Source organism: Burkholderia sp. Bp9004 (assembly GCF_003858025.1).
Classification (GTDB): Bacteria; Pseudomonadota; Gammaproteobacteria; order Burkholderiales; family Burkholderiaceae; genus Burkholderia; species Burkholderia diffusa.
The window spans coordinates 275,168-300,611 of sequence record NZ_QTQD01000001.1; the positions used below are offsets into that span (position 1 = coordinate 275,168).

Genomic DNA, 25,444 nt, shown 5'->3' on the forward strand with positions numbered 1-25,444 from the left:
AAGCGGGCCGGTTAAAAGGCTTCCTGTTTTCCAGCAAAGCACGCCCGAAACCGGAATCCTGTTCAGATAGAATGCCGATTTCCAGTAGAAAATTCTTTACGTCATGGCTACCCGCGAACGCACGCCGAAAACCCTCGACAACCAGGACCGCAAGATCCTCGGTGCACTGCAAAAGAATGCGCGTCTGTCGAACGCCGAACTGGCCGAACAGATCGGCATGTCGACCACCGCATGCTGGAACCGCACGCGGCAGCTCGAGCTCGACGGTTACATCGACGGCTACGTCGCGCTGGTCAACCAGCGCATGCTCGGCTACGCGGACATCGTGATCCTCGAAGTCACGCTCGATCGCCACGAGGACGACGCACTCGCGCGTTTCGGCGCCGAACTCGCGGCGCTGCCCGAAGTGCTCGAGGCCTACCTCGTGTCGGGCGAATACGACTACTGGATCAAGGTCGCGGTGGACGGCACGGCCGGCTATGAGCGCTTCCTGCGCGAGAAGCTGTACCGGATTTCGAGCATCCGCCATAGCCGCTCGATGTTCGCGCTGCGGTGCATGAAAGACGTGCCGTCGATTCAGGTGTGACGACAGGGGAGATGGGCCGTGGATCGTCGTGACGACGAGATGCGCGGTTGTGCCGAAGCAGAGCGGTAATCGGGCTGTCGCGTCCAGTGGGCGCGGCGCGGAGCCGGAAACAGGCGGGCAATGCCTGCGGGGCGGTAAAACGGATGAATCTTCCGCGGGCTTTTGCGGCCTTCATCCGTCACGCCGATGCCGGGCGCGGCGGCCTTTCGGTGCGCGTCCCGGCAGACGGGTCGGATGGATGGCGTGCCGCCGGCCGGCGGCGTGGTGCTGCGCTCAGCGCGGCAGGCGTGCGTGAGCTTCAGCGATGACTTCGCAGGTCTCGAGGTGCAGTGCCCATGCTTCTGCAAGCAGCTCGCCAACACGTGCGAGCCAGCCAGAGGATTGGGTGGAACGATCGGAGACATTAGACGTTTGCATGACGAAGCCCCATGTAGGTGGCGAGTTAGGGATAACCCTAATGATAGAGGAGCGTCGCCGCGTTGTGAAATGCGATTTCGTTATATGAGAATTACTGACAATTTCTGTTGCTGCTGCGCAACATGAATTGCGCCTGAGCCTGCATGGCGGACAGGCGTAACGAGGCCGTGGCGAGCACGGCCGCGCATTGACGGACGGAAAGGGATGTCAGGCGGGGAGAAAGGGGGCGGCAGCAGAGCGGTGCTTACGCGCCGATCCATCCGAAGCGCCACGACAGGCGGCGCGTCGCGGCGAGCAGCGCATGCGCGAGTTCGCTTTCTGGCCCGCGCGGGAAGCCGCGCGACGAACCGATGATCGCGATCACGAGCCGGATGCTGCCGGTGTGATCGAACACGGGCGCGGCGATCGTCCCGATGCCCGGCACCGGTGCATCGAACGCGAAATCGAGCTCGTCCGCGCGGATCGTCGCGAGCCGCGCGCGGAATGCGTCGTCGATCTGCGTCGCGCGGCCGGCGAGACGCACCGGCTCGTCGGTCAGCAGGCCGGCCAGTACGTCGTCGGACATGCCGGCCGCGAAGATCCGCCCTATCGCGGTATTCACGAGCGACATCACCGTGCCGACCTGCAGGCTTACGTGCTGCGGCCGGGCGGATTCCTCGAGGCGGATCACGGTCGGCCCGAGCGGCCCGAGCGTCGCGGCAGCCACGCTCATGTCGGTCGCGGCCGCCAGCGCGACGATCTCGGCTTCCGCATCGCGCGTCGGTGACACGCGCTGCATCGCGATCAGGCCGAGCGCCTGGGCGAGCGGCCCGCCGCCGAAGCAGCCGGCGTCGTCGCGGCTCAGCAGGCCGATCTTCTGCAGGCTCACCAGATGCGGAAATGCCTTCGCGGCCGGCATGCCGGCCGCCGCCGCGAGGTCGCGCAGCGGCAGTGCACGACCCGCCGAGACGAGCGCCAGCAGCAGCTCGCCCGTGCTGTCGAGCGCGTTGATGCCGCGTTGCGCTTTCGTATCGTCGGCGAGCGCGGGCGGCATGCGCTGCGTGGCCGGGAGCATGCCCGGCGCGATCGGCGGCGCATCGCGTCCCGCGCCGAGCGACGCAGTGGCTTGCCGTGCCGCGTCGCGCAGCGCCGTCGCGATCGGGCCGTCCCATCCGACATCGATCGATCCGGTCGAGCCGATCACCGTCAACGCGAGTTGCAGGCGTCCGTCTGCGTCCAGCACCGGCACGCACATCGCGCTGACGCCGGGGCTCGGCCGGTCCACGCCGCGCTCGATCCCGCGCGCGCGGATCGCGTCGAGTTCGGCCTGCCACGCGCCGGCGTCGGACGTGGGCTGGACGCCTTCCGCGCCCGCGAGCGTGTCGCCGGCGCCGGCCTGGCTGGCCGCCATCGCGTCGAGCTGCGCGGGGTCGCCGAACGCGCGGAACACTCGGCCGGTCGCCGTCGTGTCAAGCGACATCACCGATCCGACGTGCAGGTTCACGTGCAGCGGATAACCGCCGTGCTCGATGCGCACGATCGTGGGCCCGAGCACGCCCGGCACCGACAGCGCGACGCTCAGGCCGACCGCTTCCGCGAGCCGCGCCGCATGCGGCAGCGCCGCGCGATAGGCCGGCTGGCGCTCGATCGACATCAGCCCGAGCCGCAGCGACAGCGGCCCTGGCTCGTAGTTGCCCGTGAGCGCGTCGCGTTTCACGAGCGCGAGCCGCGTCAGGCTGACGAGATAGGTGTGCGCCTGCGCGGTCGACAGGTCGGCCGCGGCCGCCAGCTCCGACAGCCCGAGCGGCTTGCGCCGGCGCGCGAGCGCGTCGAGCAGCCGGCCGCCGACCTCGACGCTCTGGATCCCGCGCTGCGCCTTGGGCGGCGCGTCGTCCGCGCTGACTTCATGGTTCTGCACGCGATGATTCTTCCGTTGACGAAACCCCGCATGGTATCCGACGCCATTTGACGCGCCAGCCCACAGGTTTACCCGTATTAAACAATAGCAAGCGACTTTGTCATTGACAAATAATCGTCGCGGGCAGATGATCCGCTCACTCCCCTCAACACATGGCTCGCAGCCACGGAACGCAACATGGCCAAAGCATTCGCCTCCCAAGCCGATCTGGAAGAGAAGAAAGTCACCTGGACGCAGCTGTCCGAGAACGCGTACGCATACACCGCCGAAGGCGATCCGAACTCGGGCGTGATCATCGGCGACGACAGCGTGCTGATCGTCGACACGACCGCGACGCCGGCGATGGCGCAAGACCTGATCGCGAAGATCCGCAGCGTGACCGACAAGCCGATCAAGCACGTCGTGCTGTCGCATTACCATGCGGTGCGCGTGCTCGGCGCGTCCGCGTATTTCGACGAAGGCGCGCAGCACGTGATCGCGAGCCGCGGCACGTACGAGATGATCGTCGAGCGCGGCGAGGCCGACATGAAGTCGGAGATCGAGCGTTTTCCGCGCCTGTTCGCGGGCGTCGAGACGGTGCCGGGCCTGACCTGGCCGACGCTCGTGTTCGAGCGCGAGATCACGCTGTTCCTCGGCAAGCTCGAAGTGAAGATCATGCACGTCGGCTCGGGCCACACGAAGGGCGACACGATCGTCTGGCTGCCGTCGCAGAAGGTGCTGTTCTCCGGCGACCTGGTCGAATACGACGCGGCCTGCTATTGCGGCGACGCGCAGCTCGAACAATGGCCGGCCACGCTCGAGGCGCTGCGCGCGCTCGGCGCGGAAAAGCTCGTGCCCGGCCGCGGCCCCGCGTTGCTGAATCCGGCCGAGGTCGACAAGGGCCTCGACTACACGAAGGACTTCGTGACGACGCTGCTCGCGCAGGGCCGCAAAGCCGTCGAGCGCAAGCTCGACCTGAAGGCGTCGATGGCGCTCACGCGCGAAGCGATGGATCCGAAGTTCGGCCACGTGTTCATCTACGAGCACTGTTTGCCGTTCGACGTGTCGCGCGCGTTCGACGAGGCGAGCGGCATCACGCATCCGCGCATCTGGACCGCGCAGCGCGACAAGGAAATGTGGGACGCGCTGCAGGACTGAGCGGCTCACCGCGGCGCGGCGTCCAGGCGGGCGTCGTGCCGTTTTACTGACGGCGCCTGAATGACGGCGGCATAGGGCCGCGGTTCAGGGCGCCGGCTTCCGGTCTCACAAGAATGCAGGGCGCACGTACGCCCTCGGAGACTGCTGCGCGCTCGAATCGCGCGGCCCGTTTGGAGAGAGACATGCCCCAATCGCTTCCCGCCGAAGCGACGATCGCGCACGCGAGTGTTGCGGCGTCGGCTTCCGCATATGAATCCACACCGGTGTCGGACGCCGGCGACGCGCTGCTGTTCCGCAAGATTGCATGGCGGATCGTGCCGTTCCTGTTCCTCTGCTACGTCGTGTCGTTCCTCGACCGTATCAACATCGGCTTCGCGCAGTTGCAGATGAAGCACGACCTCGGCTTCAGCGATGCGATGTACGGCCTCGGCGCCGCGGTGTTCTACGTCGGCTACGTGTTCTGCGAGGTGCCGAGCAACTTGCTGCTCGCGCGCTTCGGCGCGCGCCGCACGTTCACGCGGATCATGCTGCTGTGGGGCATCGCGTCGACCGGGATGATGTTCGTGTCGCAGCCGTCGCATTTCTACGTGCTGCGCTTCCTGCTCGGCGTGTTCGAGGCCGGTTTCTTTCCCGGCATCGTTCTGTACCTGACCTACTGGTTCCCCGCGAACCGCCGCGCGGCGGCGATCTCGGTGTTCTTCGCGGGCGTCGCGGTGGCCGGCGTGCTCGGCGGCCTGATGTCGGGCTGGATCATGCGCGACATGAGCGGCGTGCTCGGGCTGTACGGCTGGCAGTGGATGTTCGCGATCGAAGGGGCGCCGGCGATCGTGCTCGCGTGCTTCGCGTTTGCCTATCTCGTCGACCGGCCGCAGGACGCCGCGTGGCTCACGTCCGACGAAAAGGCGCGCGTCGCCGCGCTGTGCGGCGACGGCCGTGCGCACGGCGCGCACGACACACGCAGCCTGATGGCCGCGCTCGCGAACCCGCGCGTCTACCTGTTCGCGTTCGTCTACTTCTCGCTGACCTGTGCGTCGCTGACGCTCAATTTCTGGATGCCGCTGATGATCCGCGACTTCGGCGTGACCGACGTCGTGGCCGTGAGCCTCTACACGGTCGTGCCGAACGCGGTCGGCGCGGTGGGGCTGATCCTTATCGCGCGCCGCTCGGACCGCACCGGCGAGCGCCGCAAGCACTTCGCATGCTGCACGATCGGCGGCGGGCTCGCACTCGCGGCGCTGACGCTGCACCTGCACAGCTTCGCGGCGATGCTTGCGTGCCTGTCGATCGCGGCGACGCTGATCTTCGCCGCGCTGCCGATCTTCTGGGCCGTGCCGACCCGCTATCTGTCGGGAAATGCGGCCGCGGCAGGGATAGCGCTGATCAGCAGCATCGGGATCACGAGCGGCATCGTCAGCCCGTGGGTGATCGGGCTGATCCGCACGCGCACCGGCAGCATGGATCTCGCCGTGTACCTGCTGGCCGCGCTGCTCGCGCTGAGCGGCGCGGCGCTGATGCTCGGCGTGAAGGGCGAACCCGCGCGGCGGGCCTGAACCACGGCCGGGCGCTGCATGCGGGCCGGTGGCGTCCGGCGTTGCGTGTCCTGCAGGCCCCGTATTCGCATCCATCGAGGAGACGATCGATGTCAGCCCATCTTCAAGCGGACGCCGCGCATCCCGTCGCATCCGCGTCGCGTCCGTCGGATAACGACGCGCTGTACCGCCGCATCGGCGTGCGGATCGTGCCGTTCCTGTTCATCTGCTACATCGTGTCGATCCTCGACCGCAGCAACATCGGCTTCGCGCAGTTGCAGATGCGGCAGGATCTCGGCCTGACCGACGCGATGTACAGCCTCGGCGCGGTGCTGTTCTTCGTCGGCTACGTGCTGTTCGAGGTGCCGAGCAACGCGCTGCTGCGCCGCTTCGGCGCGCGCCGCACGTTCGCGCGGATCATGTTCCTGTGGGGCGCGGTGTCGGTCGCGATGATCACCGTCGACAGCGCGAAGCACTTCTACGTGCTGCGCTTCCTGCTCGGGCTTTTCGAGGCCGGCTTCTTCCCCGGTGTCGTGTTCTACCTGACGTACTGGTATCCCGCGCGCCGGCGCGCGTCGGTGCTGTCGATCTTCTATGCGGGCGTCGCGGTGGCCGGGATGGTCGGTGGGCTGCTGTCGGGCTGGCTGATGCGCGGGATGTCCGGCGTGCTCGGGCTGCACGGCTGGCAGTGGATGTTCGCGATCGAGGGCGCGCCCGCGATCCTGCTCGGCGTGATCGCGTGGTTCTGGCTGTGCGACCGCCCTGAACAGGCGCGCTGGCTGTCCGACGACGACCGGCAACGGCTCGAAGCCGACCTGGCCGCCGATCGCGCGGCCGCACCCGCGCACGCGGCCGCATCACTGCGGCAGGTGCTGGCCGAGCCGCGCACCTACCTGTTCGCGTTCATCTATTTTTCGCTGACGACCGCGCTGCTGATGCTGCTGTTCTGGATGCCGCTGATGATTCGCGAATTCGGCATTCACGACGTCGTGCAGATCAGCCTGCTGTCGATCGTGCCGAACGCGATCGGCGCGGCCGGCCTGCTCGTGATCGCGCGGCGCTCGGACCGCAAGCGCGAGCGTCGTTGGCACTTCGCCGCGTGCGCATTCGGCGGCGCGCTGACGCTCGCGTTGCTGACGCTGCACCTGCCGAGCATCGTCGCGATGATGGCGCTGCTGTCGATCGCGGCGATGCTGATCTTCGCCGCGCATCCGGTGTTCTGGGCCGTGCCGTCCGCGTATTTCTCCGGCGCCGGCGCGGCGGGCGGGATCGCGCTGATCAGCAGCATCGGCGTATCGAGCGGGATGATCACGCCGTGGATCGTCGGGGTGATTCGCACCCGCACCGGCAGCATGGACTCGGCGATGCTGATGATTGCGGCGTTGCTGGCCGCATGCGCGGTCGCGATGCTGCTGGGCGTGCGCGCGACCTCGCGTGACGCGGCGCTCGCGTCGCGTTGACGGGTGTGCACCGGCGCGGTGCGCGTCTAAGGTCGATACACCTCGATCCGGTTGCGGCCGCGTTCCTTCGCGACATACAGCGCCTTGTCCGCGCGCGATAGCGCCTGGTACGCGCCCAAGTCGGACGTCCGCATCGCGTCGATGCCGATGCTGACGGTCAGCGCAAGCACCTGATCCTCGTGCACGAGCCGGGAATCGGCCGCGCGCTGCTGCACGCGCTGCGCGAGCGCGCACGCCGCATCGATTCCGGCGTGCGGCAGCACGATCGCGAATTCTTCGCCGCCGATGCGTCCGACGATGCCGTCCGGCCCGATTTCCGCGAGCAGCAGCCGCGCGAAATGCCGGAGCGCGCGATCGCCGAATGGATGTCCCCAGCGGTCGTTCAGCGCCTTGAAGTGGTCGAGGTCGAGCATCAGCACCGCGGCGTCCTGGCCGGTCGCGCGCACGCGGCGCAACGCGGCTTCGCCTAGCCGCATGAACGCGTGGCGGTTCGACAGTTCGGTCAGGTGATCGGTCGTGGCCATCCGGTGCAGCTCGGTCTCGATGTGCTTGCGCTCGGTCGCATCCGTGATGAAGCCGTGCCAGACCGTGCCCCCGTCCGGCATGCGTTGCGGCCGTGCGTCGCCTTCGCGCCAGCGCATCCCCTGGTCCGGCAGCAGCACGCGGTATTCGAGCCGCCACGGTGCCAGTCGCTCGGCCGACGTCAGCAGCGACTGGCGGTAGGCGACCAGATCGGCCGGATGAATCCGGGTCTCGACCGCATCCGCGTCGTGGGCGATCTGCTCGGGCGTGAGTTCGTAGATGTCGCGCACACCCGCGCTCGCGTACGAAAAGAACCGGCGGCCGTCGGCGGTCTGCCGCAGCTGGAACACGAGACCGGGAACCTGATCGGTCAGGTTCGTCACGAGCGTGACGGAGTCGCTCAGCCGGCCGGCGAGTTCGCGCAGCGCGGTGATGTCCGTGGTCGTGCCGACCATGCGCAACGCCCGCCCGTTGCCGTCGCGGGAGATGACCTTGCCGCGGCTGCAGATCCATTTGTACGTGCCGTTCTTGCAGCGAATGCGGTGCTCGACCGCATAGCTGTCGGTGCGGGTTTCGAAATGCGCGATCATCGCGGCCTTCACGTCGGCGACATCGTCCGGGTGCAGCCGTTCGTACGCATCCTCGATCCGGCTCGTCAGTTCGTGGGGCGCGTAGCCGAGCAGCGCCTTCCAGGCCGCCGAATAATCGATCTCGCCGGTTTCCACGTTGCGATCCCACACGCCGGTGCCGCTTTCGGTCAGTGCGAGCGTGGTCAGCGCGCTGCGTTCCTCGACGATGCCGAGCTGTTCGTGCAGCGCGGCCTGCGCGTTCGCGCGGGCGATCGCGTGTTCCGCGAGCGTGGCAAGGTCATGCAGGAAAGCGCGTTGCGCGGCGTCGAGCATCAGGCCCGCGTCGCCGACGATACACAGTGCGCCACGCGTGGTGCCGTCTGCCGCAATCAGTTCGCAGGCCGCGACGATATGCGGTGCGTCGAGCGGCAGGCCACCCGCATCGGGCGTGATGAATCGCCGATCGGGCGCCGAGGTGCGCTCGACACGCTGCGGGAAGTGCACGGAAGAAAGCGTGGCGGGCAACGTCCCGTCGGACGCGACCACATGCTGTGTGCCGGCTTCGGCGTAAGTGACGAACGCGCCGGCCGTGCCGACGTGCGCGCGGGCGAGACGGCACACGGTCTCGAGTTCGGGCAACGGCGCGAGCGCCGGGCGATCGTCGGCGGGAACGCGAGAGGAGGCGGGTGTGTCGCCGGCCCCGGAGGTGAACATTCGGAACCGCATGGTTGAATTCCGCGACGGTCGATTGCGCCGATGATCGGACGAATGCCGCCTGGCGCTGCTTCGGGAGTTGCAATCGCGCAGCTTATCGTCGCGGGAAATGCGTGGCAAGCGGGGCGCAACCGGCTTTGGCGGGAACGCAACGCAGGGTCCTGAATGCGTCCCGGCGTCGACGGCTGCGGTGGCGCAAGCGCCGTCGACGCGCGTCGATTCGGGAGCGTCGCGCCCGGACAGCACGGGCGCGACGCGGGCACTGCCCGACTAGCGCGCAACCGCGTAGCGCGGCGCCGGCGAATCCGTCGACAGGTGCGGCGCCATCGTGCGGCGCGCGGCCTCGTACGCATCCCATTCGTCGGCCGCGTGCAGCGACGGAATCGTCACGAGTTCGCCGCGATCGAAGCCGACCAGCGCTGCGTCGACCAGGTCCGAGGCCGACATCACGATCTCCTTCGGCAGGTGTTCGAGCGGCAGGCCGCCGGTCTGCCAGAAGTCGGTGGCCGTCGCGCCGGGCAGCACGGCCTGCACCTGCACGCCGTGGTCCGCGAGTTCGTGGTGCAGCGACTGGCTGAACGCGAGCACGAATGCCTTGCTGCCGCCGTAGACGCCGTTGAGCGTTTCCGGTGACAGCGCGACGATCGACGAGATGTTGATCACGGCGCCGCGCCCGCGCGCCACGAAGCCGGGTACGGCGGCATAGGTCAGGCGCATGAGCGCGGTCACGTTCAGGTCGATCATCCGCGTCATCGCGTCGACGTCGCTGTCGAGCAGCGACGCGTGCGTGCCGACGCCCGCGTTGTTGACGAGCAGCGTGATGCTCGCGTCCTGCTTCAGCTTCGCCTCGACGGTGGCGAGCGCCGCGCGGTCGTCGAGGTTCGCGCCGACGATCTCGACGCTGCGCTGCGTGTCGTTCGTGATGCGCTCGGCAAGCGTGGCCAGCCGGTCGCGGTTGCGCGCGACCAGGATCAGGTCGTAGCCGCGGCGCGCGAGGCGGTCCGCATAGATCGCGCCGATGCCGGACGATGCGCCGGTAATGACGGCGGTACCGCGATGTGCTTCAGTCATGATGTCGCTCCATGTCGAGGAAAGGGTGAGTGCGTGAAGGCATTCTGGCCTCGAATCGCGGCGACACAAATGACGTAGATGGGTATGATTTAGGACATCGGGTGGGTCGTGAGGATCATGTCCCGGCACTGGAGATACGCATGCACCGCATCGGCTTTCTGATCAGCGACGGCTTCCAGATCATGGCGCTCGCCGCGCAGTCGGTGTTCGAGTACGCGAACATGGGCGTGGGCGAGCCTTTCTATGTGATGGACAACTATTCCGTCGACGGCGGCGACGTGCGTTCGTCGCTCGGATTGCCGGTCGCGACGCGCGCGCTGCGCGGGCGGATCGACGTCGATACGTGGATCGTCGCGGGCGTCAACGATCCGCTCGCGTCGCCCGCGCCGGCGGGCGTCGTCGCGTTCCTGCGGCGCCCGAACGCGCGCGCGCGACGGATCGCCGGCACCTGCACGGGTGCGTTCGTGCTCGCCGAGGCCGGGCTGCTCGCGCAGCGGCGCGCGACGACGCATTGGGCGTACGGACGCGACATGCAGAAGCAGTTTCCGGACATTCGTGTCGAGGAGGACCGGATCTACATCGTCGACGGCCCGATCTGGACGTCCGCCGGGATGACGGCCGGCCTCGACCTGGCGCTCGCGATGGTGGAGAAGGATCTCGGCCCGGACGTCGCGCGCTCGGTCGCGCGCAAGCTCGTGATGCACCAGCGTCGCGCGGGCGGGCAGTCGCAGCATTCGGAAATGCTGGACCTCGCGCCGAAATCGGACCGGATCCAGAATGCGCTGAACTATGCGCGGCAGAACCTCGGGCGCGCGCTGACCGTCGAGGAACTGGCCGAGGCCGTCCACCTGAGTCCGCGCCAGTTCAGCCGGGTGTTCACGCTCGAAACCGGGCAGTCGCCGGCGAAGGCGATCGAGCGGCTGCGGCTCGAGGCCGCGCGGCTGATGATCGAGCAGAGCCGGCATTCGCTCGATGTGATCGCGAAGGAGAACGGTTTCCGCGACCGGCGCCACCTGCGCGATGCGTTCGTGCGCGGCTTCGGCGTGCCGCCCCAGGCCGTGCGGCGCGACGCGCGGGCGGACGAGCGCGAAACGGGCTGACGCTCGCGGGCGGGCGCCGCCAGCGCGGGTCTGAAAAATCGCGCAGAATCTCCGGCATTCCTCGCCAGGAGACACCATGCACGCCGCCCCGTTCAACGTTGCGATTCCCGATCACGCGCTTGATGACCTGCGTCGGCGCCTGCGCGACATGCGCGCGCCGGTGCTGACACCCGCCGCGCCGTGGCAGCAGGGTGTGGATGGCGCGTGGCTGCGCGAACTGGTTGCGTACTGGGGCGAGCGCTTCGACTGGCGTGCGGCGGAGCGGGCGCTGAACCGGCAGCCGCAGTTCGTCGCGGACGCAGGCGGGCAACGCGTGCATTTCATCCATCGGCGTGGGGCGGGGCCGAAGCCGTATCCGCTCGTCATCACGCACGGCTGGCCGGGCTCCGTATTCGAATTCGACGCGCTGATCGATCGCCTGTGCGATCCGGCCGCTTTCGGCGGCGATCCGCACGACGCGTTCGACGTCGTCGCGCCGTCGCTTCCCGGCTTCGCGTTCTCACCAGCGCCCGCGGCACCCGGCATGTCGGCATTTCAGGTCGCCGACTGCTGGGCGACGTTGATGTCCGGGCTCGGATATCGCCGCTTCGGCGCGCAAGGCGGCGATCTGGGCGCAGGCGTGTCGATTGCGCTCGGCGCGCGGCATCCCGATGCGGTGGACGGTATCCATCTGAACTACCTGCCCGGCAGCTACGAGCCTCCGGCCGACGCGGCTTCGCCGCTGACCGAGGACGAACGGGCCTTTGTGACGCAGCGTGGAGAGTGGGGTGCGCTGGAGGGCGGATACGCGCATGTGCACATGACGAAGCCGCAGACACTGGCCGTCGCGCTCAACGATTCGCCGGCCGGGCTGGCCGCGTGGATCGCCGAGAAATTCCGCACGTGGAGCGATTGCGATGGCGACGTCGCAAAACGGTTTTCGCACGACACGCTGCTGACCGGAATCTCGCTCTACTGGTTTGCCGGCTGCATCGGCTCGTCAATGCAGATGTATTGGGAAAACCGGCTGCAGCCGATGCGCTTCGCGGCCGGGCAACGAATGGCGGCGCCCGTCGCGTTTGCACGCTTTCCGAAGGAAATCAGTCGTCCGCCGCGCAGCTGGCTCGAACGGGTGTTCGACGTCGTGCAGTGGACCGACATGCCGAGCGGCGGCCATTTTGCCGCGATGGAAGAGCCGGAACTGCTGGCCGACGATATTCGGCGATTCTTCCGGCGTTTCCGGTAACGCCGCCCGGGGGCGGCCAGGCTGGCTGGCGCAGTGCGCCGGCGGCCATGCGCGCGTTGGCGAGTGCCGGCACCGTGCGGATCCTGACGCGACGATGTCGCCGGTCTTACCGCGTGACGAACGGCGCCGCATCGTGCGGCGCGGTGCGCGCATGCTTGCGCTGGCGCAGCAGCGCGACGCGGCAATTCTCGCGCGCGGTCTCGCGGCCGTCGTCGTCGAGCAGAACCAGATCGCCGCGCATCACGTTGAGCGTGATCACGTCGTCGCCGGGCGCGCCGAGCGTTTCCGGCGTATGCACCGACCCGGCCGGTTCGAGCACCGTCGAGCCGGCCTGCGCGATCCATTCGTACTCGCGGTAGCGCCACGCACCCTGTAGCGTATGGACGAAGACCTCGCCGTCGTGGCGATGGCGCGGCAGCGTGCCGCCGGCCGGCATTTTCAGCAGCGCGGTCAGCGTGTCTTCCGCCGCATTGATATGCAAATACTTGATCGCGAGCCCCGGCAGGTCGGCGCTCATCGGCAGCCACGGCAGCGCATCGCCGGGCAGGCACGAAATCGGCGGCAGGTCGTTGGGGAGCGGGGCGGACGGCTGCGTCATGGCGGGAGGCGGAGCGGAAACGGGAAGTGCGCATTATCGCAGAGCCGGATCGGGCCGCAGCCCCTCGTCGGACGGCGGCGCCAGCGAAGCCTGAACGCGGCTGCACGTCCGCGGCTACACGTCTGCGCCCGGCCGCGCCGCCGCATGCGCGGCTTCGAGGCACGACTGGAACAGCAGCGCGGCCCGCGACGGCCGCGGCGAGCGGCGCAGCAGGCTCACGAACCGGCACCGGTAGTTGAAGCGGTGCGGCGCGATCGGCTGCATCAGCCCCTTGTTTTCGAAGCTCTCCGCGTAATGGTCGGGCAGGAAGCCGAGATAGCGGCCGGACAGGATCAGTGTCGCGATCGATTCCTGGTCCGATGCCGTCGCGCTGCGCGTGAGCTTCGCGCGATGGCTCAGCTCCATGTTCGGCGAATGGAAGCCGAGCCCGGCGAACGCGTGGTTGCGGATCGTCGTCCACGTGAGCTTGCCGTGCGGTGCGTCAAAGAGCGGGTGCTGGCGGCCGCAGTACAGCAGCATCCGCTCGTCGAACAGTTCCGAATACACGAGGCTGCCCGAGCTGCGATGCGCGGGGATGATCCCGACCTGATAGCTGCCGTCGATGATCCCGCGCTCGACCTCGTTGATCGACGCGACATGCAGGTTCAGCGCGACGTCGGGCGCTTCGTCCGTGAACTGGCGGATCGCGTCGCCGAGCCGCGCGTTCGGGTTGGTGGCCGTCTTGTCGAATACGGCGACGTGCAATTCTCCGCCCATCTTGTCGTGAATGCCGTCTATTCTGCTTCTAAATGCTTCCATCGACGCGAGCAGTCGCAGCGTTTCCTCGTAGACGGTCTGCCCCTCGGCGGTCAGCGTGAAGCCCGCGCGGCCGCGCCGGCACAGCACGAGGCCGAGGCGCGTTTCCAGGTCCTTCACGTGCCGGCTGATCGTCGAGATGCCGATATTCAGCTCGAGTTCGGCCGCCGCCATCCCGCCGCACTGCACGACGCCCTTGAAGACCCGCAGCAGCCGCAGATCCATGTCGCTGAGTTGCCCGAGCAGCGCGCGGCTCTTCGGTTTCTTTGCTTGCATAGTTGCGCAAGTGAACATTGATATTGCGATATTGAAGAGACTAATTGGCCTCCCGACAATGCGCAACATCATCACAAGAAGGAGGGGCGCGCCGCGCCGACCGACATGACCGATACGATCACCGCCAGCCAGCAGGACGAGACGAACATCCGCACCGACGCCGCCTGGCTCGACGCCCACTGGATGCCGTTCACGGCGAACCGCCAGTTCAAGTCCGACCCGCGCATGATCGTGTCGGCCAAGGGCGCGTATTTCACGGATGGCGAAGGCCGCAAGATCTTCGACGGCCTGTCGGGCCTGTGGTGCACGGGCCTCGGTCACGGCCGCACGGAAATCACGGAAGCCGTGAGCCGCCAGGTCGCGCAGCTCGACTACGCGCCGGCGTTCCAGTTCGGCCACCCCAAGTCGTTCGAGCTCGCGAACAAGATCAAGGACCTGACGCCGGCCGGCCTCGATTACGTATTCTTCACGGGATCGGGCTCGGAAGCGGCCGACACGTCGCTGAAGATGGCCCGCGCGTACTGGCGCGCCAAGGGCAAGGGCACGAAGACGCGGCTGATCGGCCGCGAGAAGGGCTATCACGGCGTGAACTTCGGCGGCATTTCGGTCGGCGGGATCGGGCCGAACCGCAAGCTGTTCGGCCAGGGGATCGACGCCGACTTCCTGCCGCACACGCAGCTCGCCGAAAACAAATTCTCGCGCGGGATGCCCGAGCACGGCGCGGAGCTGGCCGACCGCCTGCTCGACCTGATCGCGCTGCACGACGCATCGAACATCGCCGCCGTGATCGTCGAGCCGTTCTCGGGTTCGGCGGGCGTGGTCGTGCCGCCGAAGGGCTATCTGAAGCGCCTGCGCGATATCTGCACCGCGCACGACATCCTGCTGATCTTCGACGAAGTCATCACGGGCTTCGGCCGGGCCGGCGCGATGACGGGCGCCGACGCGTTCGGCGTGGTGCCGGACATCATGAACTTCGCGAAACAGGTGACCAACGGCGTGCAGCCGCTCGGCGGCGTGATCGCGACGAAGGAAATCTACGACACGTTCATGGCCGCGGGCGGCCCCGAGTACATGCTCGAGTTCCCGCACGGCTACACGTACTCGGCGCACCCGGTCGCGTGCGCGGCCGGCGTCGCGGCGCTCGACCTGCTCGTGAAGGAAGACGCGGTGGCCCGCGTGCGCGATCTCGCGCCGCATTTCGAGGCGGCCGTGCACGGGCTGAAGGGCCAGCGCCATATCACGGACATCCGCAACTACGGCCTCGCGGCCGGCCTGACGATCGCGGCACTGCCGGGCGAGCCGGCACGGCGCCCGTACGAGATCGCGATGCGCTGCTGGGCGAAGGGCTTCTACGTGCGCTACGGCGGCGACACGATCCAGCTCGCGCCGCCGTTCATCTCGGAGAAGCGCGAGATCGACAACCTGGTCAACGCGCTGTCCGACGCGCTGAACGAAGTGGACTGAGCCGCGGCCCGTTCCCTGCGACAACCGAATTCACGACAGAGCCAGAAACATGAAACACGACAGCAATGTGACCTCCACCGTCGGCCACCTGATCGACGGCAAGCGCGTCGACGGCGGCAGCCGCGTCCAGCCGGTGTTCGACCCGGCCACCGGCGAATCGCACAAGAGCGTCGCGCTTGCCGACAAGCTGACCGTCGAAGCCGCGATCGCGTCCGCGCAGGCCGCGTTCCCGGCGTGGCGCAACACGCCGCCGCTGAAGCGCGCGCGCGTGATGAGCCGCTTCAAGACGCTGCTCGAGGAACACGCGGACGAGCTGTGCGCGCTGATCACCGCCGAGCACGGCAAGGTGCTCGCCGACGCGATGGGCGAACTGCAGCGCGGGATCGAGAACGTCGAATACGCGACCTACGTGCCCGAGCTGCTGAAGGGCGAGCACAGCAAGAACGTCGGCCCCGCGATCGATTCGTGGAGCGAGTTCCAGGCGCTCGGCGTCGCGGCCGGCATTACGCCGTTCAACTTCCCGGTGATGGTGCCGCTGTGGATGTGGCCGATGGCCGTCGCGTGCGGCAACACGTTCGTGCTGAAGCCGTCGGAGCGCACGCCGTCGTCGACGCTGCGCATGGCCGAGCTCGCGCTCGAGGCTGGCCTGCCGCCGGGCGTGCTGAACGTCGTGAACGGCGACAAGGAAGCGGTCGACACGATCCTGACCGACCCGCGCGTGAAGGCCGTGAGCTTCGTCGGCTCGACGCCGATCGCCGAATACATCTACTCGACCGGCTGCGCGCACGGCAAGCGCGTACAGGCGCTCGGCGGCGCGAAGAATTTCGCGGTCGTGATGCCCGACGCCGACATCGGCAACGCGGTGAATGCGCTGATGGGCGCCGCGTACGGCTCGTGCGGCGAGCGCTGCATGGCGATCCCGTTGGTCGTCGCGATCGGCGATGAAACGGGCGACAAGGTCGTCGCGGGCCTGAAGGCCGAGATCGAGAAGATGAAGGTCGGCCCGGGCAACGGCGCGGGCGTCGACATGGGCCCGCTCGTCACGCAGCAGCATTTCGAGAAGGTGACGGGTTTCGTCGACGCGGGCGTGGAAGCGGGCGCGACGCTCGTCGTCGACGGCCGCGGCGTGAAGGTCGACGGCCACGACGGCGGCTACTACCTCGGCCCGTGCCTGTTCGACAACGTGAAGCCCGGCATGCCGATCTACCAGCACGAGATCTTCGGGCCGGTGCTCGGCGTGATCCGCCTGAAGTCGCTCGACGAGGCGATGGCGCTGATCGACGCGCACGAATACGGCAACGGCACGTGCCTGTTCACGCGCGACGGCGAAGCGGCGCGCTACTTCAGCGACAACATCCAGATCGGCATGGTCGGCATCAACGTGCCGCTGCCGGTGCCCGTCGCGTACCACTCGTTCGGCGGCTGGAAGCGCTCGCTGTTCGGCGACCTGCACGCGTACGGCCCGGATGCGGTGCGGTTCTACACGAAACGCAAGACGATCACGCAGCGCTGGCCCTCGGCCGGCGTACGCGAAGGGACGGTGTTCAGCTTTCCGTCGAACCGCTGACGCGCGATCCGGCCGCAACGCGACACGCGCCGGCCGGCGGCGTGATGCCACGCGGCCGGCGTAAAGACGCACAGGCCCGCCCGGTCGATGACCGGGGCGGGCCTTTTTACACGTGCGGCGGCCGTGCCGCCTCGGAAGACGGCGAAGGCGCGCTTACGGCGCGACCACGTGCCAGATGTTCTTGAAGTTGTCGCCGTTGCGATCGCCCTGTTTCATGTCCTTCGAGAAGAAATACAGCGGCTTGCCCTTGTAGGCCCATTGCGGGCTACCGTCGTCGCGCTTGACGATCGTGTAGGGGCCGACCGGGACGTCGGTCGCGCTGGCCTTGTACGGCGGCCAGAACGATTCGCATTGGCCCGTGCATGCGCTGGTGCCGGCGTTGGGTTTGTCCTTGTCGAATACATAGACGGTCATGCCGTTCGCGGCGACGAGCGCGCCGTTTTCGACCTTGGTGATCGAGCCTTGAGCCGAGGCGGAAACGGACGCCATGGCGAGCACGGCGGAGCTGACGAGCAGCACGGCTTTCATGATTACCTCCTTGTAGTCCGGTGGGCGGCGCAGCCGCACGCATGGCCGGGCGTGCACGCGACTGCGGGGAATGGTGCCGGAACGCGGCGCCGTGGCCGCCGGTGCGAGCGACGTGAAGTCGAATGGCGGAGGCACGGACGCGCTTCATTCACCATAGGCGGTTTTTGGCGGGGCTGCGAGAAGAACCGGGGGCACATCGGCGATGCGTGTGTCTCGCGCAACGACGCGGCGGTTGCGCGCGTGCCGCGGGATTCGCCATCCGTCCCCGAACCTTCGCGAGTTGAACTGGCCCCTGCGGCCGCGCGTCCACGACGGAAAGCGACACGCCGCGGTGCCGGGCCGTCAGCGAAACACCGGCGCCGACCCAAGCGCCGTCAGCACGGCCGGCATCGCGAGCGCGGCGGCGATCGTCTGGAACGCGGTGATGCCGGCCATCAGCGGCGCGTCACCGCCGAGCTGGCGGGCCATGATGTATGACGAGGACGACGTCGGCAGCGCCTGGAACAGCAGCGCGATGGTCAGTGCGGCATCGCCGAGCCCGAACAGGCGGCCGGCCGCGAGTGTGGCGAGCGGCATCGCCATGAACTTGAACGCCGACGCGATGCACGTCGGCTGCATCCATTCGCGCGCCGCGTCGAACTTCAGCGCGGCGCCCACGCACAACAGGCCGAGCGGCATCGAGGCGGCGCCGAGCGCGCGCACGGCCGGTTCGACGGCGGCCGGAAACGCGATGCCGGCAACCTGCATCGCGATCCCCAGCGCGCACCCGACGACGAGCGGATTCGACAGGATCTGACGCACGAGCGCCCACGCGCCGAGCCGCGTGTCGCCGTAGCGCGCGAATACCAGCACGCACATCAGGTTCACGGTCGGGGCACGATCGCCGCGACGCACACGGCCGCGAGCGCGATTCCGTGCGCGCCGAAGAGTCCGGCGGCGAGTGCGGTGCCGACATAGTTGTTGAAGCGCACCGCGCCCTGGAACACCGACGTGAACCCGGCGCCGTCGACCGACACGAAACGGCGGACCAGCAGAAGAAGGATCGAGACGAACACGGTCGAGCCGACCAGCGCCGCCGTGAGCGGCAGGACGGGCAGCGCTTGCAGCCGGGCAGTCGCGAGACCGTTCGCGAACAGCGCCGGCAGCAGCACGTAGTAGCACAGCCGTTCGGCGTGCGGCCAGAACGCGTCGCCGATGAAGCCCGTGCGCCGGAGGCCGTGGCCGAGCGCGACCAGCAGCGCGACCGGCGCGAGCGCGAGCAGGATCGGGCCGATCATCGACGCGCCTTCAGGCGACACGGGCGGGACGGCAGGCACGCGGAGCAGCGGAACGAAGCGGGAATCCATTCGGCGGGCAACATGGCGGCACGCAATCGAAAGAGTGACGATGCCGCCAAGTTAACACGCGGATGCAGCAGGAATAATGGTTAATTATCGGGTGTTCAATGAGAAATTCTCATCGATGACGCGGTGACTTCGGCGGCCAGCGCACGCGCGAAACGCTCCGCCGGCCGCGACTGGTGTTCGAGCAGCACGACCGCGCGGCCCATCTGCGGCTGGCCGAACGGCAAGCGCGTGACGGGCGGCAGTCGCGCGAGCGTCGAGTCGGGGAGCGCGACGATCGCCGCGCCGAGCCCGCGTGCGACCATCCGCGCGATCGTCTCCGCGCTGTCGAGCACCATCTCCTCGCGCACGCGCACGCCGATACGGCGCAACTCGGCGGCGATCATCCGGCCTGCCCACGCCTGCGCGTCGAAGCGGATGAACGGCAATTCCTCGAGCAGCGTGCCCGCGTCGCGCTCCGCATACTGCGGCGGCGCGAGCAGCCAGAAGCGGTCTTCGTACAGCGTGGTCCATGTCAGTTCCGCCGGATGCGGGCGCACCGGGCGCGTCGTGATCGCGGCGTCGAGTTCGCCGGCGGCGACGCGGTTCGCCAGTTCGGCCGACATGCCGGCCGATACGTGCACGCGCAACGACGGGTGCGCCGCGCGCAGCGCGAGCAGCGCATCGGTCAGCGGGCCGGACAGCGCGGTCTGGATCGCGCCGATCCGCAGGCGGCCGACGAGCTTCTTCTCGTCGCTGAGCGCGTCGGGAATCCGGTCGACCATCGCGAGCACCTGCTCGGCCTGCGCGACGAGGATGTTGCCGGCTTCGGTGAGCACCGGCTGGCGGCGCGAACGGTCGAACAGCCGGACGTTGTATTCGCTTTCGAGCGTCTTGATCTGCAGGCTCACGGCCGATTGTGTGAGCCCGATCGCTTCGCCGGCGCGTGCGAAGGTTCGGTATCGGGCGATCGCGACCAGCGTTCTGAATGCGCGTAGTGACATGGACTCGATGAGGTGGGCGGCCGGGGCCGGCACGCGGATTGCTCGATGATGCCGACGGCGCATGGAAGACATGCCGGTCGCGGCGCTGATGACCGCCGAAGCCGGCGGCCCGGCCGGCACGCTGGCGGACATCATGCCCGTGCGTGCGGAAACGGGCAACGGGCAGCCGCGGCATCGGTGCTCGCGGCGGAAAGCGTGGCGTGGCGTGGCACGGCGCGTGCAGGCGGCCGCGGCGATCGCCCGGTGCGGGTTTTCGTGAATGGCATCGAGTCGGGCGTGCGCGCATAGCTGCATGCGCGGGCGGTCGTGGTCGTTCGTGCCGCCCGCATGCGTTTGATCGATGCCTCGGGGCGACGCGGGCTGTCGCGTCGGCCCCGCCCTTCGCGGAGTAACGACGATGACAGACGACCCCGGTGACGTTGCGCGTGCCAGCTATCGCGCGTATGTCGACAAGGACCGCGACGCGATCGAAGCGCTGATCGCACCAGACTTCCATTTCACGAGCCCGCTCGACAACCGGCTCGACCGCGACACGTATCTGGCGCGCTGCTGGCCGAACAGCGCGATGCTCGCCAGCTTCGCGTTTGTCGACGTCGCCGTGCACGGCGAATACGTGTTCGTCGTGTACGAAGCCGACACGATTGCGGGCAGGCGGTTCCGGAATGCGGAGCGGTTGCGTGTCCGCGATGGCCGGATCGTCGAGGCCGAGGTGTATTTCGGCTGGTATGTGCCGCACCAGGCGCCAGAGGGCGGGTTCATCGAATCGGGCGGCTGATGCGTGACGGGCAGCGGCCCGTCATACCCAGAGCCGGTACATCCAGAACGATTCGTCCTCGGCGAAGCGTCGCACGAACTCGGTCGGCGAGAAGCCCGTGATGCGCCGCGTCGCGCGGCTCAAGTGTGCCTGGTCGGCGAACCCCTCGTCCAGCGCGAGCGCGGCCCAGTCGACCGGCTGGCCGGCGTCCTGCCGGTCACGCGCGGCGAAGAACACGCCTTCGGTGCGCACCAGCGTTTGCCAGTCGCGCAACGAGCGACCGCTGTACGACTTGATGCGCCGTTCGACCTGACGCGGGCTGTGGGTGTACCGCCATTCGCGCGCTTTCGACGCGAGACGCCCGACCCAGCTGCGCCCGGCATCACGCAGCGACGACAGCGGCGATACGCTGCCACGCAGCGCGTGCCAGCGCGGCGCGAGGTAACGGTCGAGCGCGGCCAGCGCGTCGTCGTCGTGTTCGGCATCGGCGAGTGCATCGAGCAGCGGCTGCCAGCTGTCGTCGAGGCATGCATGCGCGTCGACGAAGGTGTCGTGGATCGCCGGCAGCGCGACGCCGAACAGCGCACGTGCCGCATCGGCATGCAGGCAGACGATGCCGCCTTGTCCGCTCGTCGGCGCCCAGCTCGCGACCGGCATCGACTGGCTGCCCGACAGCGTCGCCGATGCACCGAACGGCCGCCATGCGGGCCCGTCGCCCGTGCGCCGGACGAGCCCCACGTCGAGGCCGCGATACCACGACAGGCAGACGATCGGCGACGCGGGGAAATGCGTGAGCCGCTGCGCGTCGCTCAACGTGAAGCCGCGCGTGTCGCGGGTGATGATCGCCACGACCGCGCCTTGCAGCCCAGCCGGCGGCTGATACAGCCGCGTGGGCGGCGACCGGCCGTCGCACAGCACGCGCGGCGCACGCGCGAGCGGATCGGGACACGGCGGCAAAGTCGGAGACGGACCGGAGGGCATGACGCCGGAGTATAGGGACCGGCGCGGCGCGTGTCGATGTCGTTTGCGTTCAAGACCGGCAGCGTGTCGATCCGGACAATCCGGCGCATGAACACGCGATCCTCTTCCCGTTGCCCGTTTCATGCGGACGCCGCCGGTGCGGCGCCCGCGCTTCACCCGCCCGGCGTATGGCCGCCGGGGCCGCGCGCCGGCCTGACGGGGTGGCGGCTGCTGCGCGCAATGTCGCGCGATCTGACCGGCGCGCTCGCGGGCTGGCAGCGCACGCATGGCGACGTCGTGCACCTGCGCATGTGGCCCGAACATGCGGTGGTCGTGACCGATCCGGCGCTCGTGCGCGAGTTGCTGGTCACGCATCACGATGCATTGGTGCGCTGGGAGCGCGGCATCCGCGTGTTCTCGCAGGTCCACGGGCACAGCGTGCTGGTTGCCGAGGGCGACGCATGGCGCGACAAGCGGCACGCGCTGCAGCCGAACTTCATGCCGAAACCGGTGCAGGCATTCGTGCCGTCGATCGCCGCGACGGCCGGTCATGCGCTCGCGCAGTGGCCCGCGCACGACGCGCACTGGCCGATCGAAAGTGCGCTGACGTCGCTCGCGATGGACGTGATCATGCGCACGATGTTCTCCGATGCGATTGGTGCGGACGCGCGCGTGGCCGAGGAAGCCGTGCGCACGGTCAGCGCGGCCGCGAACGCCGAGTTCTACCAGCCGGCCAGCGCACCGGACTGGATGCCGTGGAAGCGCGGCAAGGCGCGAGCGCTGGCGGTACTGAACGGATTGATCGACCGGCAATTGCATGCGCGTCTGGACATGCCGGAGCACGGCTGGCCGGACGATCTGCTGTCGCGCCTGTTGCGGCTGCACCGCGCCGACGCGCGCACCTGGCCGCTGCAAGCCGTGCATGACGAGTGCATGACGGCTTTCCTGGCCGGTCACGAGACGGCCGCGGCCACGCTGACCTGGTGGGCGTGGAACATGGCTGCGAATCCGGCCGCGCAGGCCGCCGCACGCGACGAAGTCGTGCGCATGCTGGGCGGCCGTGCGCCGAGCGCCGACACGCGCGCCGCATTGCGCTACCTGACGCAGACGCTCGAGGAAACGATGCGCCTGTATCCGGCGGCGCCGATCCTGATCAGCCGTCGCGCATTGCGGCCGGTCGAACTGGGCGCATGGCAGTTTCCGGCGCGAACGTTGTTCATGCTGCCGATTCAGCTGATGCATCACGACGCGCGATGGTTTCCGGAACCGCGGGCATTCCGGCCCGAGCGCTTCGCCGACGACGCACCGGCGATTCCGCGCGGCGCGTACATGCCGTTCGGCACGGGGCCGCGCGTGTGCCTCGGGCAGCATCTGGCGATGACGGAAATGACGGTGGTGGCGGCCATGATCCTGCAGCGCCATGAATTATCAGTGCCGCCCGGCATGGCGGCACCGCGCGCGACGCTGAACGTGACGCTGCGGCCGACGCGCGCGCTGCACCTGGCGATCGCGCCGACGCGGTCGGCGGCGAACGTCGCATCGTCGTGACGCGGCGGAGTCACGCTCAGCCCGCCGCATCCTCCCCGAGTGCCTGAATGAACCGCGAAAACAGCTCTGGCTGCGACGAGATCCCGAGCTTCGCGTAAAGATGGCGCCGATGCACCTTCACCGTCTCGGGTGAAATCGCCAGCCGCTCCGCGATCGCCTTCGACGAATTGCCGCGCAGCACCATTCTTGCGATCGACATCTCGCGATCGGTCAGCACGCCCGCGCCGAAGCGTGCGAGCGCCTGCTCGACGCGCGCTCCGAGATCGTCGTCGGGCGTCGTGCGCGCGGCATCGCCCACCAGCCGCCAGTGCTGCCGGATCGTCGCGAGCACCCACGGCATCGCGGCCGTCAGCTTGCCGAGCGGCTCGACGTCGAAGCGCGCGGACGCGCCGAGCGACAGCGACAGCAGCGTGTCGGCGTTGGGCCGCACGAGGATCTGGATCTCGTCGTCGCCCACCGCGTCGCGGAAGTAGCTCAGGAAATACTCGCTCTGCCGGAACAGGTCGGGCGCGACTTCCTCGAGCCGGTAGCAGCCGTCGGCGAGCCCGTCGTGCGCGGCTTGCAGGAATGGATCGAGCAGATATAACCCATTGAGGTAAAGCGGCACCGGCGACGCGCTGTCGGAGCCGCCCGTGTCGTATTCGTCGAGCACGAGCGGCACGCCGTCGCGGCCGATCGCGGTCGCGAGCGCGTTGTCGAACGGCACCATTTCGTTGAGCAGCAGCACCAGGAAGCGCCAGAAGCGCGGCTCGCTCAGATGATCGATCGCGCGGCCAAGCGCCTGGTGCATCGCGAATTCGGAGAAAAGTCGATCCATACCACCACCGAAGGGTGTAACACGAAGGGGGAATAGCGGTCCTGAATTTGGCTTCCTAGACTGCCACGCAATCAATCGGGCCCGAGTATGGGTGTTCAAAAAAGAGCAGGGTAGGAGCAACAGGAGAACGAAATGGCGATGATGTCGGAATCGACGGGCACGCTGCAAGCGACGCCTGCCACGGAAGACGCGCCGCGCGCGTTGTCGCAGACGCTCAGCGTGCGCGACGCGGTGATGATCACCGTGTCGGGCGTGACGCCCGCAAGTTCGATCTTCGTGATCGCGCCATTCGCGATCCAGCAGGCCGGCAGCGGCGCGGTGCTGTCGTTCCTGCTCGGCGGCGTGCTCGCGCTCGCGTTCGCGCTCTGCTACGCGGAGCTCAGCGCCGCGCATCGCAGCGCGGGCGGCGAATATGTGATGGCCAAACGTGTGTTCGGCACGCTACCCGGCTACCTGACGTTCATCACGGTGCTGTCCGTCAGCGTATTCATCCCGGCCGTGCTCGCGAGCGGCGCCGCACCGTATCTGAACAATGCGCTCGGCACGCACTTCGGCAATCAGCCGGTCGCGCTCACGATCGTGCTGCTCAGCTACGTGCTCGGCATGCTGAACATCAAGACGAATGCGTGGATCACCGGCGCGTTTCTCGTCGTCGAGATCGGCGTGCTGATGCTGATCGCGGGGCTCGGATTCGGCTCCCCGCATCGTGGCGCCGACGCACTGATGGCGCCGGTCGTCGCGAGCGGCAATGCGCTGGTGCCGGCCACGCTCGCGGCGATCGTGCCCGCGATCGGCACGGCGATCTTCTGCTACAACGGCTTCGGCTCCGCCGCCTATCTCGCTGAAGACCTGCGCGGCGGCAACCGCAACGTCGCGAAGGCGGTGATCTATTCGCTGCTGGTGATCCTCGTCGTCGAACTGATTCCGCTCACCGCGATCGTGCTCGGCGCGCCGTCGCTGACGGAGCTGACGAAGAGCGCGGACCCGATCGGCTATGTCGTGCGTTCGCTGAGCAACCCGGCGGTGTCGCGCGTGGTCAGCGGCGGGATCTTCCTGTCGGTGTTCAACGCGATCATCGCGATCGTGATCACGATGGGGCGCCTGCTGTACAGCAGCGGCCGGCATGCACTCTGGTCGCGCACCTGCAACCGCGCGTTCTCGACGATCCATCCGCGCTTCGAGTCGCCGTGGCTCGCGACGCTCGCGCTGGCGGTGCCGTCGTCGGGGCTGGTATTCGTGTCGAGTCTCGACGAGCTGACCGCGTTCACGGTCGACCTGCTGCTGCTGATCTACCTCGTCGTCGGGCTGGCTGCGCTGGCGAGTCGCCTTGTGCGCCGCGACGTCGAGCATCACTACCGGATGCCGCTGTGGCCCGTGACGCCGCTCGTCGCGGTCGCGGGCGCCGCGTACACGCTCTACACGACGCTGGCGACGGCAACCAAGCCGACCGACCTGATCATCATCGGCGGGCTGCTGGTAGCCGCGCTCGCGATGTATGCGGTCTGGGCGCGCCACAGCGATGCGTTCCGCTCGCTCTGACCATTTCGACACACCGAACCATTGAAAGACGGGAGGAATTGCATC

Annotated in this window: 21 protein-coding genes and 1 pseudogene; 12 read left to right on the top strand and 10 right to left on the bottom strand. The window is 68.2% G+C overall.

Annotated features, from left to right (window positions below; translation table 11 throughout):
* The first annotated feature begins 103 nt into the window (after positions 1-103).
* Positions 104-586: an Lrp/AsnC family transcriptional regulator gene (locus tag DIE08_RS01160; RefSeq protein WP_006755380.1), complete on the top strand. Its 483-nt coding sequence runs from the start codon at positions 104-106 to the stop codon at positions 584-586.
* Positions 587-1,247: 661 nt separating this feature from the next.
* Here DIE08_RS01160 and DIE08_RS01165 read toward each other — a convergent pair.
* On the bottom strand, positions 1,248-2,900 hold the full coding sequence (locus DIE08_RS01165) for an IclR family transcriptional regulator (RefSeq protein WP_124900756.1): 1,653 nt from the start codon (positions 2,898-2,900) through the stop codon (positions 1,248-1,250).
* 177 nt (positions 2,901-3,077) lie between these two features.
* On the opposite strand from DIE08_RS01165, the gene DIE08_RS01170 reads away from it, so the two are divergent.
* The 3 genes from DIE08_RS01170 (at position 3,078) to DIE08_RS01180 (ending at position 7,026) form a co-directional block, all read left to right on the top strand.
* Positions 3,078-4,037: an MBL fold metallo-hydrolase gene (locus DIE08_RS01170; protein WP_059599391.1), complete on the top strand. Its 960-nt coding sequence runs from the start codon at positions 3,078-3,080 to the stop codon at positions 4,035-4,037.
* 182 nt (positions 4,038-4,219) lie between these two features.
* A complete protein-coding gene (locus tag DIE08_RS01175) occupies positions 4,220-5,587 on the top strand; it encodes an MFS transporter (RefSeq protein WP_124900757.1) in 1,368 nt (455 codons plus the stop codon).
* An 89-nt stretch (positions 5,588-5,676) separates the two neighbouring features.
* Positions 5,677-7,026: an MFS transporter gene (locus tag DIE08_RS01180; RefSeq protein ID WP_124900758.1), complete on the top strand. Its 1,350-nt coding sequence runs from the start codon at positions 5,677-5,679 to the stop codon at positions 7,024-7,026.
* A gap of 26 nt (positions 7,027-7,052) precedes the next feature.
* Here DIE08_RS01180 and DIE08_RS01185 read toward each other — a convergent pair whose 3' ends face one another.
* Both DIE08_RS01185 and DIE08_RS01190 read right to left on the bottom strand, forming a co-directional pair.
* Positions 7,053-8,831 (bottom strand): sensor domain-containing diguanylate cyclase, encoded by a 1,779-nt coding sequence (locus tag DIE08_RS01185; protein ID WP_260436442.1) that lies wholly within the window; start codon positions 8,829-8,831, stop codon positions 7,053-7,055.
* Between the two features lie 270 nt (positions 8,832-9,101).
* Positions 9,102-9,902: an SDR family oxidoreductase gene (locus DIE08_RS01190; protein ID WP_124900760.1), complete on the bottom strand. Its 801-nt coding sequence runs from the start codon at positions 9,900-9,902 to the stop codon at positions 9,102-9,104.
* A 140-nt stretch (positions 9,903-10,042) separates the two neighbouring features.
* On the opposite strand from DIE08_RS01190, the gene DIE08_RS01195 reads away from it, so the two are divergent.
* Positions 10,043-11,002, top strand: coding sequence for a GlxA family transcriptional regulator (locus DIE08_RS01195; RefSeq protein ID WP_124900761.1), 960 nt, complete (start codon positions 10,043-10,045; stop codon positions 11,000-11,002).
* A 76-nt stretch (positions 11,003-11,078) separates the two neighbouring features.
* Entirely contained in the window at positions 11,079-12,227 is a 1,149-nt protein-coding gene (locus DIE08_RS01200) for an epoxide hydrolase family protein (RefSeq protein WP_124900762.1), read from the top strand.
* Between the two features lie 106 nt (positions 12,228-12,333).
* On the opposite strand, the gene DIE08_RS01205 is transcribed toward DIE08_RS01200, so the two are convergent.
* Both DIE08_RS01205 and DIE08_RS01210 read right to left on the bottom strand, forming a co-directional pair.
* Positions 12,334-12,825, bottom strand: coding sequence for a 2,4'-dihydroxyacetophenone dioxygenase family protein (locus DIE08_RS01205; protein WP_059599398.1), 492 nt, complete (start codon positions 12,823-12,825; stop codon positions 12,334-12,336).
* Between the two features lie 114 nt (positions 12,826-12,939).
* Positions 12,940-13,896 (bottom strand): LysR family transcriptional regulator, encoded by a 957-nt coding sequence (locus tag DIE08_RS01210; protein ID WP_059599399.1) that lies wholly within the window; start codon positions 13,894-13,896, stop codon positions 12,940-12,942.
* Between the two features lie 105 nt (positions 13,897-14,001).
* Here DIE08_RS01210 and DIE08_RS01215 point away from each other — a divergent pair, with 105 nt between their 5' ends.
* Entirely contained in the window at positions 14,002-15,360 is a 1,359-nt protein-coding gene (locus tag DIE08_RS01215) for an aspartate aminotransferase family protein (protein WP_059599400.1), read from the top strand.
* 49 nt (positions 15,361-15,409) lie between these two features.
* Positions 15,410-16,927, top strand: coding sequence for a CoA-acylating methylmalonate-semialdehyde dehydrogenase (locus DIE08_RS01220; RefSeq protein WP_059599401.1), 1,518 nt, complete (start codon positions 15,410-15,412; stop codon positions 16,925-16,927).
* Positions 16,928-17,080: 153 nt separating this feature from the next.
* On the opposite strand, the gene DIE08_RS01225 is transcribed toward DIE08_RS01220, so the two are convergent.
* The 3 genes and pseudogenes from DIE08_RS01225 to DIE08_RS01235 all read right to left on the bottom strand — a co-directional run bounded on the left by DIE08_RS01225 (position 17,081) and on the right by DIE08_RS01235 (position 19,781).
* Complete coding sequence (locus DIE08_RS01225; RefSeq protein ID WP_124623880.1) at positions 17,081-17,455, bottom strand: hypothetical protein; 375 nt, start codon at positions 17,453-17,455, stop codon at positions 17,081-17,083.
* 342 nt (positions 17,456-17,797) lie between these two features.
* Positions 17,798-18,732, bottom strand: a pseudogene (locus DIE08_RS01230) (AEC family transporter).
* A gap of 164 nt (positions 18,733-18,896) precedes the next feature.
* Positions 18,897-19,781 (bottom strand): LysR family transcriptional regulator, encoded by an 885-nt coding sequence (locus DIE08_RS01235; RefSeq protein WP_124900763.1) that lies wholly within the window; start codon positions 19,779-19,781, stop codon positions 18,897-18,899.
* 61 nt (positions 19,782-19,842) lie between these two features.
* On the opposite strand from DIE08_RS01235, the gene DIE08_RS01240 reads away from it, so the two are divergent.
* Both DIE08_RS01240 and DIE08_RS01245 read left to right on the top strand, forming a co-directional pair.
* Positions 19,843-20,040, top strand: coding sequence for a hypothetical protein (locus DIE08_RS01240; protein ID WP_124900764.1), 198 nt, complete (start codon positions 19,843-19,845; stop codon positions 20,038-20,040).
* A gap of 138 nt (positions 20,041-20,178) precedes the next feature.
* Positions 20,179-20,556, top strand: coding sequence for a nuclear transport factor 2 family protein (locus DIE08_RS01245; protein WP_124623889.1), 378 nt, complete (start codon positions 20,179-20,181; stop codon positions 20,554-20,556).
* Positions 20,557-20,577: 21 nt separating this feature from the next.
* Here the strand turns inward: DIE08_RS01245 and DIE08_RS01250 are convergent, their stop codons facing one another.
* Entirely contained in the window at positions 20,578-21,516 is a 939-nt protein-coding gene (locus DIE08_RS01250) for a helix-turn-helix domain-containing protein (RefSeq protein WP_124900765.1), read from the bottom strand.
* An 87-nt stretch (positions 21,517-21,603) separates the two neighbouring features.
* On the opposite strand from DIE08_RS01250, the gene DIE08_RS01255 reads away from it, so the two are divergent.
* Positions 21,604-23,043 carry a cytochrome P450 gene (locus tag DIE08_RS01255; RefSeq protein WP_124900766.1) on the top strand — a complete coding sequence of 480 codons (1,440 nt, stop codon included), beginning with the start codon at positions 21,604-21,606 and terminating at the stop codon, positions 23,041-23,043.
* A 16-nt stretch (positions 23,044-23,059) separates the two neighbouring features.
* Here DIE08_RS01255 and DIE08_RS01260 read toward each other — a convergent pair whose 3' ends face one another.
* Positions 23,060-23,860 (bottom strand): LuxR C-terminal-related transcriptional regulator, encoded by an 801-nt coding sequence (locus DIE08_RS01260; RefSeq protein ID WP_124900767.1) that lies wholly within the window; start codon positions 23,858-23,860, stop codon positions 23,060-23,062.
* 132 nt (positions 23,861-23,992) lie between these two features.
* On the opposite strand from DIE08_RS01260, the gene DIE08_RS01265 reads away from it, so the two are divergent.
* Positions 23,993-25,399 (top strand): APC family permease, encoded by a 1,407-nt coding sequence (locus DIE08_RS01265; RefSeq protein WP_124623894.1) that lies wholly within the window; start codon positions 23,993-23,995, stop codon positions 25,397-25,399.
* Positions 25,400-25,444 lie beyond the last annotated feature (45 nt).

Excerpts from the sequence above, each read along its gene's own strand:
- DIE08_RS01160 (WP_006755380.1), top strand. The coding sequence starts at position 104 with ATGGCTACCCGCGAACGCACGCCGAAAACCCTCGACAACCAGGACCGC.
- DIE08_RS01170 (WP_059599391.1), top strand. The coding sequence starts at position 3,078 with ATGGCCAAAGCATTCGCCTCCCAAGCCGATCTGGAAGAGAAGAAAGTC.
- DIE08_RS01175 (WP_124900757.1), top strand. The coding sequence starts at position 4,220 with ATGCCCCAATCGCTTCCCGCCGAAGCGACGATCGCGCACGCGAGTGTT.
- DIE08_RS01180 (WP_124900758.1), top strand. The coding sequence starts at position 5,677 with ATGTCAGCCCATCTTCAAGCGGACGCCGCGCATCCCGTCGCATCCGCG.
- DIE08_RS01185 (WP_260436442.1), bottom strand. The coding sequence starts at position 8,831 with ATGTTCACCTCCGGGGCCGGCGACACACCCGCCTCCTCTCGCGTTCCC.
- DIE08_RS01190 (WP_124900760.1), bottom strand. The coding sequence starts at position 9,902 with ATGACTGAAGCACATCGCGGTACCGCCGTCATTACCGGCGCATCGTCC.
- DIE08_RS01195 (WP_124900761.1), top strand. The coding sequence starts at position 10,043 with ATGCACCGCATCGGCTTTCTGATCAGCGACGGCTTCCAGATCATGGCG.
- DIE08_RS01200 (WP_124900762.1), top strand. The coding sequence starts at position 11,079 with ATGCACGCCGCCCCGTTCAACGTTGCGATTCCCGATCACGCGCTTGAT.
- DIE08_RS01205 (WP_059599398.1), bottom strand. The coding sequence starts at position 12,825 with ATGACGCAGCCGTCCGCCCCGCTCCCCAACGACCTGCCGCCGATTTCG.
- DIE08_RS01210 (WP_059599399.1), bottom strand. The coding sequence starts at position 13,896 with ATGCAAGCAAAGAAACCGAAGAGCCGCGCGCTGCTCGGGCAACTCAGC.
- DIE08_RS01215 (WP_059599400.1), top strand. The coding sequence starts at position 14,002 with ATGACCGATACGATCACCGCCAGCCAGCAGGACGAGACGAACATCCGC.
- DIE08_RS01220 (WP_059599401.1), top strand. The coding sequence starts at position 15,410 with ATGAAACACGACAGCAATGTGACCTCCACCGTCGGCCACCTGATCGAC.
- DIE08_RS01225 (WP_124623880.1), bottom strand. The coding sequence starts at position 17,455 with ATGAAAGCCGTGCTGCTCGTCAGCTCCGCCGTGCTCGCCATGGCGTCC.
- DIE08_RS01235 (WP_124900763.1), bottom strand. The coding sequence starts at position 19,781 with ATGTCACTACGCGCATTCAGAACGCTGGTCGCGATCGCCCGATACCGA.
- DIE08_RS01240 (WP_124900764.1), top strand. The coding sequence starts at position 19,843 with ATGGAAGACATGCCGGTCGCGGCGCTGATGACCGCCGAAGCCGGCGGC.
- DIE08_RS01245 (WP_124623889.1), top strand. The coding sequence starts at position 20,179 with ATGACAGACGACCCCGGTGACGTTGCGCGTGCCAGCTATCGCGCGTAT.
- DIE08_RS01250 (WP_124900765.1), bottom strand. The coding sequence starts at position 21,516 with ATGCCCTCCGGTCCGTCTCCGACTTTGCCGCCGTGTCCCGATCCGCTC.
- DIE08_RS01255 (WP_124900766.1), top strand. The coding sequence starts at position 21,604 with ATGAACACGCGATCCTCTTCCCGTTGCCCGTTTCATGCGGACGCCGCC.
- DIE08_RS01260 (WP_124900767.1), bottom strand. The coding sequence starts at position 23,860 with ATGGATCGACTTTTCTCCGAATTCGCGATGCACCAGGCGCTTGGCCGC.
- DIE08_RS01265 (WP_124623894.1), top strand. The coding sequence starts at position 23,993 with ATGGCGATGATGTCGGAATCGACGGGCACGCTGCAAGCGACGCCTGCC.